The sequence below is a fragment of the Microcoleus sp. ARI1-B5 genome, assembly GCF_036705795.1.
Lineage (GTDB): Bacteria > Cyanobacteriota > Cyanobacteriia > Cyanobacteriales > Microcoleaceae > Microcoleus.
Genome location: NZ_JAUBVK010000019.1, coordinates 30342 through 42153, shown reverse-complemented (window position 1 = coordinate 42153; position 11812 = coordinate 30342). Strand labels below are relative to the sequence as shown.

5 protein-coding genes are annotated in these 11812 nt (G+C 50.7%); 2 read left to right on the top strand and 3 right to left on the bottom strand.

The annotated features are described in order from the left end of the window. Window positions 1-2 precede the first annotated feature (2 nt). Window positions 3-1127, bottom strand: coding sequence for a flagellar assembly protein H (locus tag QUB63_RS23645; RefSeq protein WP_332947768.1), 1125 nt, complete (start codon window positions 1125-1127; stop codon window positions 3-5). A 399-nt stretch (window positions 1128-1526) separates the two neighbouring features. Between QUB63_RS23645 and QUB63_RS23640 the strand changes: the two genes are divergently transcribed. Further along, window positions 1527-2630, top strand: a complete 1104-nt coding sequence (locus QUB63_RS23640) for a precorrin-8X methylmutase (RefSeq protein WP_332947767.1) — start codon at window positions 1527-1529, stop codon at window positions 2628-2630. Window positions 2631-2645: 15 nt separating this feature from the next. Here the strand turns inward: QUB63_RS23640 and QUB63_RS23635 are convergent, their stop codons facing one another. Further along, on the bottom strand, window positions 2646-6317 hold the full coding sequence (locus QUB63_RS23635) for an eIF2A-related protein (RefSeq protein WP_332947766.1): 3672 nt from the start codon (window positions 6315-6317) through the stop codon (window positions 2646-2648). 132 nt (window positions 6318-6449) lie between these two features. On the opposite strand from QUB63_RS23635, the gene QUB63_RS23630 reads away from it, so the two are divergent. After that, window positions 6450-7640: an RNA-guided endonuclease InsQ/TnpB family protein gene (locus QUB63_RS23630; protein WP_332947765.1), complete on the top strand. Its 1191-nt coding sequence runs from the start codon at window positions 6450-6452 to the stop codon at window positions 7638-7640. A 62-nt stretch (window positions 7641-7702) separates the two neighbouring features. Here the strand turns inward: QUB63_RS23630 and QUB63_RS23625 are convergent, their stop codons facing one another. Beyond that, window positions 7703-11797 carry an NB-ARC domain-containing protein gene (locus QUB63_RS23625; RefSeq protein WP_332947764.1) on the bottom strand — a complete coding sequence of 1365 codons (4095 nt, stop codon included), beginning with the start codon at window positions 11795-11797 and terminating at the stop codon, window positions 7703-7705. Window positions 11798-11812: the final 15 nt, after the last annotated feature.

Sequence of the window (11812 nt, the reverse complement as noted above, 5' to 3'; positions counted from 1 at the left end):
CTCTACCCTGGTCTCTGTCCCAATCTGGTCATAAATTCATCAGCCGATAACTGAGGCAATTGTTCCAACAACAATGTCAATTCTGCGGCTGGTAAAGCCAACAAATTAGCAACCAGTGCAGGCAAACTATCGCCAAATTCATTAAACCGCACTGCCAAGACATTTTCTGCTAACAATCTCACCGCTTCTTGCCTGCCTCCTTCATCGACCGCGAGCATAGATATTCCGAGTAAAATCATCGTAAACTCGGCAGCAGGTATCATGGATGCTGGAGTGAGAAACGCTATCATCAGCGAGTCTAACTCTCCAAATCTCACGCGCAGAAAATTCTCTAAAATTAACCGCTGTTGTTCTTGTCTTCCTCGCTCTAATCCTTGTTGAACCCCTTGTTCTATACCTTCTTGAACTCCTTGTTCTTGTGCCGCTTGTAACTGTTCTTGAAAAAGAGGTGCGATAGTCATAATTAACTCCCGGTCTTCTGTTTCTATTGGCTGTTCTAAATCTGCTACTAAGTTTGATTGCAGTCGATACAGCAATTCTAACGCATTAGTTCGCAGGGGGTTGTCTGTCGCCAAGGCGCTCAACTCGGCAACGGCTCTTTCCTGCACCTTTCCTTTGCCCAAAATCCTCAGCCACAAGGTTTCGGGAGTTTTTGGCAACTGATGGATGACCACAATTGCCGATCGCATAGATTCCCCCAAAAAATAGATTCCCGGCATCCAATTGGGCTCGTCAGGTTCGGCGCGAAACCCGTTTAACAGCAATTCTGACGCTGTGGGAGTGAGAATCCACAATTTCGGAAAATCATTTTCGTTCAGTCGGATATTGTCTCTTCTGGCTTCTCGTTCTAATTCGCTCTGAATATCAAACAATTTGCTGATGCAACCGACAACTTCCCTGATAGTTACCGGGTTGCGGAACGGTTCAAAAATTGCCGTCGAAGTTGCTAGTTTTCCCAACACTCCCAAGCTTTCGATGTATTCTGGGACTGTGGCATTCTGACTAAAGTAAACATCGATTTCGCGGACTTCGGAAGTGACATCGCGACCGATATCGACTGCTCCTACTGGAGACAGCATTTCTTCTAGGTATTCTTTGGCAAAGCGATCGTGAATTAATCGAGTCATTGGATTTTAGATTTTAGATTTTGGATTTTAGATTTTATATTTGAGCTTGATACAGAAGTTAATTTTATCATGCTTTCAAGCAATATTTTGGACAGTTTTAGGGATTGTCTAGGCGAGAAACCCGGTTTATACAATTTTTTGCGTTTGGTAACGATAATTTTAGGAAAAAACCGGGTTTCTGAGAGTTTCTGTCCGAAGAGAGGCACGAATCAATCGCAAAGACTTAGATTGCTTCGTGCCTCTCTTCGGACACTTATAGACGTTCATTATTTTCAATAATTAAAGGTTATTATATAAAAGTTAATTAGCCGAGTCCAGTGCCGGACACGGCAATGCCGTTTCCCTACCGATATCGGGTACAATTTAGAAGATTTAACCCGAGTTTTTAGAATTGGTATTATGCAGCAACAATACCTGACAATCAAACAACTTACTGAAGCGGTAAAAGGCACAATTACGCCTCGGATGGTGCGGCACTATCACGCTTTGGGGCTGCTATCTCCGGCCGTGCGATCGACCTCTAACTACAGACTGTACACCCGCAGCGACGTGCAAAGACTCCAAAAAATTGTCGCACTCAAGCAACAAGGCTTTCAACTGTCTCACATCCGCAAACTCTTAGAAACAGACGCGGATGCTTCCCCAGACGCGCTGATGGCGACTCTCCAGCAGCAATATCTGTCGGTAATTCAGCAGATTGTGCGCCTCCGAGAAACGGCATCAGCCCTCGAAGGATTGCTGGGGCGGGATCTTTCCTGTCAAGCGGTGCAAGGAGTCGCACTGGCGCAATTGAGGCTGTTGGAGGCGGAAACTGAGGGGGGTTTGGGAGGGTTGGAACAACTTTGGGATGCTTGGGATGCGGGGGCGCACACTCACCCGGAGGCGTTTGGGGAGTCGTTGCAGCATTTGTTGCCGGATTTGGGCGATCGCTCGGAAATTGAGGTAGACTTGCTGTCAAAACTAATGTTAGCATCCGGTGATTGTTCGCTGCTGCCGTTTGTGAAGTTGAGCTCCACGGCGATTCAATCGGCGCGCGAAGCTTTAAAAAATCGGTGTCAAATTGTAGCTGACGTGCCTCCTGTTTGTGCTGCTTTGGATAACACAAGATTGGCGCATTTAGGAACAAGTATTACAACTTTAATAGACGAGCCGCACATCAATGCTGCGGCGGAAGCTGAACAGGAATTTTGGCAGCAGCGCGAGTGGTTTGAAAAGTTGTTGAAACTGGAAAAAGGATGTATATTAGTGATAGGATATGCGCCGTCTGTGCTGATGGCGGTTTGCGAGGCGATCGAGAACGGGCAACTGCAACCGGCTTTGGCGATCGGAATGCCGATCGGCTTCAGTCATTCTCCGGTGGCGAAACGTCGGTTAGTGCGATCGGGAATTCCTTATATTACGACGGTGGGGACTTTTGGCGGCGGGTTGTTGGCGGCGGTGGCTTTGAATGCTTTGGTTGAGTCTTTGATTGAAAAGCCGAATTGTCACTGTCATCTCAAGTGAAAAGATGCAATTATCTCAAATTCCGCAAGCTTCAGCGCGATCTTTTGCGATCGCCCCCAAAGCACACAGCGTTGCTTTCTGTGCCTCGGTTATGCCTGTAACTCCCGCAATATTCATGCCTTCGTAGGGGCGATCGCCCATCAGGGTTTTCAAACACTCACCCGTATTCACATCCCACAGCTTAATCGTCTCATCCGCACTGCAACTGGCAAGGATTTGCCCATCTGGACTCCACGTTACTCCCCGTACCCAACTAACGTGCTGCCCCAGAGTTTTCAAACAATTTCCAGTGCGAACATCCCACAGCTTCACAGTTTCGTCTTGAGAGCCGCTGGCAAGAGTTTGCCCGTCGGGACTCCAGGCCACCGACCAAACCCAATTCGTATGCTCCTCCAAGATGTGGAGACATTGCCAGGTGCGAGTATCCCACAGCCTCACTGTTTTATCGCTGCTGCTGCTAGCGAGGATTTGACCGTCGGGACTCCATGCTACGCCACCCACCCAGCTAGCGTGTCCCTCCAAGATGTTCGCACATTCCCACGTACCGACATCCCACAGCCCGATCCTGTGATCCGCGCTGCCAGTAGCAAGAATTTGCCCGTCCGGACTCCATGCCGCCGACCAAACCCAATTAACTCCATCTTCCAAGGTTTTGAGACACTCGATCGTACGCGCATCCCAAATTTTCACAGTTTCGTCTTGAGAACCAGTAGCAAACATTTGCCCGGACGGGCTCCACGTTACCGCCCAAACCCAAGCCCCATGAGCTTGCCAGTTTTTGAGACACAGCCCGGTGCGAGTGTCTCCCAAGCTCACTGTTCCGTCACTTCCGCCACTGGCAAGGATTTGCCCGTCAGGGTTCCAGGCCAGTGCACCGATCAAACCCTGATGTTCTCGCATGATTTTGCTGCACGCACCCGTGCTAACATCCCACAGCCTGACGGCCGGCTCGGCACTCCCGCTGGCAAGGGTTTGCCCGTTGGGACTCCAGGCCACCGACCAAATCGGATTCGAGTAGCCTACGAAAGTTTTGAGGCATTCACCCGTATCCGAGTTCCACAGTTTCACCGTTTGATCGTCACCGCCAGTGGCAAGGATTTGTCCGTCGGGATGCCAACCCACAGCCCATAGCTGACCCGTATGCCCGCGCAAAGTTTTCAGGCATTGGCCGGTGCGGGCATCCCACAGTTTGACGGTTTGGTCGCTACTGGCGGTGACCAGGGTTTGCGCAACACGGCTCCATACCACTGAATTGATACGGCTGGCGTGACCCTGCAAGGTGTTGAGACATTCACCCGTGTCGGTATCCCACAGTTTTGCAGTTTGGTCGTAACCGGTAGTGGCCAGAGTTTGCCCGTCCTGGCTGTAGCTGACTGAATAGACCAAATTTGTATGTCCCTCCAAGGTTTTGAGACATTCACCTGTCCGGGCATTCCACAGTTTCGCGGTTTGGTCGCCGCTGCCGCTGACTAAGGTTTGTCCGTCCGGACTCCATGCCACCGCCCACACCCAATCCGTATGTCCCTGCAAGGTGTTGAGACATTCACCCGTGCGGGGTTCCCACAGTTTGATGGTTTGGTCGCCGCTGCCGCTGGCTAGGGTTTGTCCGTCGGGACTCCAGGCCACGGAACAGACCAAATTGTGATGACCTTGCAAGGTGTTGAGACACTTCCCCGTGCGGGTATCCCAGAGCCTCACCGTTTGGTCAAAAGAACTGCTGGCGAGGGTGAGTCCGTCTGGGCTAAAGTGAACGGCTCTCACCCAACTCGTGTGTCCTCTACAGAGCCAGAGAGGTTGACCGTCGGCTTGCCAAAAACACACCTCGCCGTTGGCATCTCCGGTTGCCAGCAGCTCTCCATTCGGGCTAAAGTCTAGCGACAAGATGGCAGCGCAGGTTTGAGTAAAAACCGACTGAACTAGATTCGCGCGGGCAAAATTGACGCGGTGCAAATTGACTTCTCGGAGATCGGCTTGGCGAATTGTGAGGCGAGAAAAGTCATAGCCGGTTAAATCAATTTTGAGATGACAGCAGAGGTTGATTAGGTTGCCGCAGCCGTAACCCGAATACTGCGCTTCTGAACTTCTGAGCATTGCTAGAATACTCATGAGCTGTTGTTCGATCGCACTTTTTGCCCCAAAGGTTTTCCCGAATTGGTCGGCAATCGGCTGTAAAATCAGCCGGACTTGAGTGTTGCGGACGTAATCTTTGACGGTGGTTTTGATTAGCGCATAACTTTGAAAAACCCGAAGAGACGGTTGATTTGAACTGACAATCTCTGCACTCACTTGCTCAATTAATTTGTCCGTCACGTACTCCATTACTACAGGTTGCTGCGTATATTTGCCGGACTGTTTCTCTAGCAGCGATCGCCAAGTCAACGACTCCAATGACTCCAGCAGATTTCCTCTAGAAGTCGGAGGTACAATGTCTTCGCTCAGTTCTGAAACCGCTGTCCATTCGCGGTTAATGGCCAACCAGTACATAATCGACTTTTCTAAGGGCGTTAAGCGATCGAACTGTTGGTCTAGCAGGCGGCGAATCCCGTTGAAAATAATGGTGTCTTCTTGGAGAAATTCTGCAATATTGCCGTCAAAGATGTCTTGAATCGAAGTCGCAACAATTTTCAGTGCTAAAGGACTGTTGCCGTAGCGATCGCCCAAAAGCTGCTTTTGTTCTGGCGTTCCTGTCAGTCTTTTGGCTTGAAAAATCGCTTGTGCAGCCTGCGGCGAACCTTGTAATTGGATCGATCGCACTTTTAAACCCATGCCCTCAGCAGCAGCCACCTCAGCGGGCTTTTCTCGACTCGTCAGCATTAAACAACTCTGATGAGAAGATTCGCCGGCAATCCGCAGCAAGTCGCCGTAATCTTCGTAGCCCGATCGAAATTGTCCGGCGCGATCGCCCGACTGCAAAATTGTTTCCATATTGTCCAAAATCACCAGACAGCGGTAGGTACGCAAATAATGCGCGAATCGGCTGAGATTCACCTGCGAGTCTTGATGATTCGACAAAAACGAAATTAAATCGGCGAGCAGAGTTTCTAAGGGCACAGCGTTGCGTAGACTTCGCCAAATGACGCACTCAAATTCGTTTTTTCCTTGCAATCTGGACGCGATCAAAACTTGGTTAGTTAACTTCACCGACAGTGCCGTTTTGCCAATGCCACCCATGCCCAAGATCGCAACTAACCGACAGTGATCGCCCACCACCCATTCAGTTAGCGTAGCCATTTCGGGCGATCGACCGTAAAACATCGAAACATCTACCACTTCCCCCCAATCTGCACGGAAAGTTGGTAGATTTTGAGGTGAAGTTGCAAGGGAGGCTCGATCGGCTGATTCTGCGGCTGCTGTGTCCTCGCTCTCTTGTTCCCGTACTCCCCTGTCTGGCTGGGGTTCTCGGGCCGCTCCTGCTGCGTCCTCGCTGCGCTGCTGGCGTTCTAAGACCGATCGAAAGTTAGTTTTACTGACAGATTCGCCAAAGGCTTTGCTGAGAAATTTCCAAAATTTCGGGCCGACATCCCGTTGCAGGTAGTTTTCCGAATACCCGTAGGTTTCGGCAATCTGCCCGTAGGTTTGGCTGTGCCAAGCCCCTTTGAAAATTGCCGTCTCTACATCCGTCAATTGGCGGCCAGTTGCACTACACACAACTCGATCGACCAATTCCAGGGCTCGATCTAAGTCCATAGTTGTTTATCAGAAAAATGGGTTGAAAACCCCGTCCTTTGAGGACGGCTTGACCGCTTACAGTTTAGCAGATACGATGTAAGCTGGCTTGAAAATTGCGTTTTTTGAAGCAAGAAAATTGCGTTTTTTAAAATGGAAAGAGCCTATCGGTACAGAGTCTATCCTACATCGGAACAAGAAACACTCTTGCGCCGGACATTAGGGTGCGTCCGATTGGTTTACAACAAAGCTCTAGCCGCCCGTACCGAGGCTTGGTATTCCAAGCAAGAACGCATAGACTACGCCCAAACGAGTTTAATGTTAACGGCTTGGAAAAAGGAACCCTCACTCGATTTCCTTTCCTGTGTCAGCAGCGTCCCCTTGCAACAGGGACTCAGACACTTACAACTGGCGTTCGTCAATTTCTGGTCAGGCACAGCAAAATACCCCAACTTCAAAAAGAAGCGTCACGGTGGCAGCGCCGAATTTACTAAATCGGCATTCCGGTGGAAAGACGGGCAACTATTTTTGGCTAAATGTACCGAGCCTTTGCCGATTAGATGGAGTCGTCCTCTGCCCCCCGGATGCGCGCCGTCCACCATAACCGTAAAGCTAGATGCTTCGGGTCGCTGGTTCGTTTCCCTGCTGGTAGATGACCCGACGACGGTAGAAGCGCTGCCAAAAACAGACAAAGCCGTAGGAATCGACTTGGGAATCGCCAGTTTAATAGCTACCAGCGATGGCGAAAAAGTAACCAACCCCAAGCACTTTAAAAAATTGCGCGAGAAGTTAAAGCGAGCGCAAAAAGCACTATCTAGGAAGAAAAAAGGAAGTAAAAATAGAGAAAAACAAAGGAGGCAAGTAGCAAAAATACACGCAAAGATAGCAGACGCCCGCAAAGATTTCTTGCACAAGCTAACAACTCAACTGGTGCGCGACAACCAAACAATCGCAGTTGAAAGTTTAGCTATTAAAAATCTGGTCAAAAATCCCAAGCTGGCACAAGCAATCGGTGACGCGAGTTGGGGTGAATTGACCCGACAGCTTAAATACAAATGCAAGTGGTACAACAGAGCGCTGGTCGAAATAGACCGTTGGTTTCCCAGTTCTAAAAGGTGCTCGAAGTGCGGGCATATTGTTGAAAAACTGCCTTTGAATGTCAGGGAATGGGAATGTCCCAATTGCGGTACTAACCACGATCGAGATTTAAATGCGGCACAAAACATTTTGGCGGCCCTTCTTGCCGTTACAGTCTGTGGAGCGAACGTCAGACCCGAGAGAGATAACTCTCAAAGGCAGTTGCGCAAAACTCGTAAGAGAAAGAAGCAGAAACCCGATTCGTGAGTGTCGGGAATCCTCGCCGTATAACGGCGAGGTGGATGTCAACCTAGGCTTTGCAATCTACTTTAGCTACAAACAGCGCCCAAACGGCACAAAGTAGCAGTTTGTGCCTCGGTTATTCCAGTCACTTCGGTAATATTCATGCCTTCGTAAGGTCGATCGCCCCGAAGGGTTTTCAAACACTCGCCCGCCTGCACATCCCACAGCTTAATTGTCTCATCCGAACTGCCGCTAGCCACAGAATCACCATCAGGACTGAATCGAACAGACCATACCCAACTGGTGTGTTCCTGTAGAGTTTTTAAGAGTTGTCCGGTGCAGACATCCCACAGCTTGACTGTTTGGTCGTAACTGCCGCTGGCAAGCATCAGATCGCGATCCAGTAGAGAGGCGGCGCATTTCTGGGATGGTTGCGCCCTGGGACTGAACGCGACAGACCACACCCCGTGAGAATGCCCCTCCAACGTCTTCAAGAGTTCTCCGGTGGAGACATCCCACAGCTTGATAGTGCGATCGTAACTACCGCTAGCAATCAACGTACCATCTGGACTGAAATCCACCGACCAGACTCCGCTAGTATGCCCCTGCAAAGTTCTCACGACTTGTCCGGTGCCGACATCCCACAGTTTCACCGAGGAGTCGTAGCTAGCACTGGCTAGCAGCGTGCCGTCGGGACTGAAGGCGACACACCGCACCCAATTGCTGTGTCCCTCCAGAGTTCTCACAATTGCTCCAGTGCGGACATTCCACAGCTTCACCGTCCGGTCTACACTGCCGCTGGCAAGCAGCGTGCCGTCGGGACTGAAGGCCACCGACCATACCCCGTTGGTATGCCCCTCCAAGGTCTTCCAGATGCTTCCAGACAGCCTATCTGCCCTGTATTCGTCGCTGCCCGACTCACAGCGATCGACATCCCACAGCTTGATAGTGCGATCGTCGCTGCTACTGGCAAGAAGTTTACCGTCGGGACTGAAATCGACACAGCGAACCCAACCCGTGTGTCCCGGCAAGGTGTACGCTCCTCGGCCGGTGCAAACATCCCACAATTTCACCGAGGAGTCGTCGCTGCCGCTGGCGAGAATAGTGCCGTCGGGACTAAATTTGATACACAATACCCAATTAGTATGTCCCTGCAAGGTTTTCAGGAGTTTTCCGCTTTGCCCGTTCCACAGCCTCACCGAGGAGTCGTAACTGCCGCTGGCAAGGATCGCACATTTCTGTGGCGATTCTCTTGGTTCGAGTTCCGCTGTTAACATGACGCCACCTGCCGCCCCAGCTATTCCCGGACTGAAGGCCACCGACCACACCCAATTAGTATGGCCGAGCAAGGTTTTCCAGAGTTTGCCAGTGTGTGCGTCCCACAGCTTCACTGTCTGGTCATCGCTGGCGCTGGCAAGCAGCGTACCGTCGGGGCTGAATTGAATAGACCGCACCCAATTGCTGTGTCCTTGTAGGGTGTTCCGAAGTTTTCCCCGGCATTCGCCTGGACTCCCTTCGATCTCATATGTTGCACCATTCTCAAGAACAGGCAAGATGCCTGTTCCACAAAGAGTGAGTTTTCTTGTGGGGAGTAGGGGTTGGGCATCCTGCCCGCCCGTAAAAGGCTGATTGCAAATGGTGTCTGAGCTCAGTTCGATCGAAGTTTCAGAACGCCAAACATCCCACAGCTTAACGGTTTGGTCGGCACTGCTGCTGGCAAGAGTCGCGCCGTCGGGGCTGAAGGCAACGCACAGTACCGGACTGGAATGCCCCTGCAAGGTGGTCAAAAGTTCTCCTGAAACCTCTGCTGCACCTGCACTCTCGGCGAATTCCCCCGATCGTATTTTGCTGGCATTCCACAGTTTCACGGTTTGGTCGTCGCTGCCACTTGCCAGAATAGTGCCGTCGGGACTGAATGCCACGGAGCGCACCCAACCCGCATGATCTGTTAAGGTTTTCACGAGTAGCCCGGTGCCTGTATCCCAAAGTTTCACGGTTTGGTCGGCACTGCCGCTGGCGAGAATAGTGCCGTCGGGACTGAATGCCACTGACAAGACTTGACCGATACGATCGTACAAAGTATTTAACAACATTCCAGTAGACACCTGCCACAGCTTGATGGTTTGGTCGCCGCTGCCGCTGGCGATCGTGCTGCTGTCTGGACTAAAGGCGATCGACCATACCCAGTTATTATGTCCTGATAAAGTTAACAACAGTTGACTGTCCGTGCATCGCCACAGCCGAATTCGACCGTCCACTTCTGCGGTAGCCAGGAGTTTGCCGTCTGTACTGAATGTGACGTAAGTAATCGCGCCGAAGGTTTGAGTGAAGACGGATTTAACCAAGTCAGCGCCGGCCAAATTGACGCGGTGCAAATTTACCTCTTGGAGATAAGCTTGGCGAATTGTGAGGCGAGAAAAGTCATAGCCGGTTAAATCAATTTTGAGGTGACAGCAGAGATTAATTAGGTTGCCGCAGGCGTAGCCAGAACACTGCGTTTCTGAACTTCTGAGCATTGCCAGAATACTGAGAATCTGTTGTTCGATCGCACCGACGGCGGCAAAATTTTGAGAAAATCGATCGGCAATCGGTTTGAGAATCAGCCGCACCTGACTTTGGCGCACGTAATCTTTGACTGTGGTTTTGACCGGCGCGTAATGGAGAAATTGTGCAAGTTCTCCGGTTTGCAATTCTGTTGCGAATTGTTCGATCAATCGTTCAGTCATGTATTCCATGACTACGGGCTGTTGCGTGTATTTACCCGAGCGTTTTTCCACGAGCGATCGCCAGTTCAAAGACTCTAGGGCCTCCATCACTTTTGCTTTAGAGACGGCAGGCACAATGTCGTCTAGCAATTGGGCGATCGTTGTTTCCTCCCGGTCGATCGCCAGCCAATACATGATAGTTTGCTCTAGGGGAGACAGGCGATCGAGATGTCTGTCCAACAGCCGGCGAATCCCGTTGAAAATAATCGTTTCTTGTTCTAAAAATTCTGCTATATCGCCGTCAAAAATATCTTGAATTGAAGTCGAAACAATCTTTAATGCTAGAGGGCTGTTACCGTAACAATTGCCCAAAAATTCCTTTTGTTCGGGCGTTCCTGTCAATCTTTTGGCTTGAAAAATCGCTTGTGCAGCCTGCGGCGAACCTTGTAATTGGAGCGATCGCACTTTTAAACCCATGCCCTCAGCAGCAGCCACCTCAGCCGGTTTCTCCCGACTGGTCAGCATTAAACAACTCTGATGAGAAGATTCGCCGGCAATCCGCAGCAAGTCGCCGTAATCTTCGTAGCCCGATCGAAATTGTCCGGCGCGATCGCCCGACTGCAAAATTGTTTCCATATTGTCCAAAATCACCAGACAGCGGTAGGTACGCAAATAATGCGCCAATCGGCTGAGATTGACCTGCGAGTCTTGATGATTCGACAAAAATGAAATTAAATCGGCGAGCAGAGTTTCTAAGGGCACAGCGTTGCGGAGACTTCGCCAAATTATGCACTCAAATTCGCTTTTTTCTTGCAATCTGGACGCGATCGAAATTTGGTTGGTTAACTTCACCGACAGCGCCGTTTTGCCAATGCCGCCCATGCCCAAAATCGCGACTAACCGACAGCGATCGCCCACCACCCATTCTGTTAGCGTCGCCAGTTCGTGCGCTCGACCGTAAAACATCGAAACATCCACCACTTCCCCCCAATCCGCGCGCAGTTTCGGCGGATTTTGGATATTAACTCCCTCTTCTTTTCCCTCCCTTGGCAAGGGAGAAACATGGGGAATGGGAGACAACGGAGGTAGATTTTGGGATAAATTTGCTCTCGTGGCTCGATCGGCCGATCCTGCGGCTTCTGTCCCCTTGCTCTCTTGTTCCCGTACTCCCCCGTCTTGCTGCGGTTCTCGGGCCGCTCCTGCTGCGTCCTCGCTGCGCTGCTGGCGTTCTATTGCCGATCGAAAGTTAGTTTTACTGACAGATTCGCCAAAGGCCTTGCTGAGAAATTTCCAAAATTTCGGGCCGACATCCCGTTGCAGGTAGTTTTCCGAATACCCATAGGTTTCGGCAATCTGTCCGTAGGTTTGGCTGTGCCAAGCCCCTTTGAAGATTGCCGTTTCTACATCCGTTAATTGGCGGCCGGTGGCAGTACACACAACTCGAGCGACCACGAACAGGGCTCGATCTAAGTCCATAGTGGTTTACCTAGG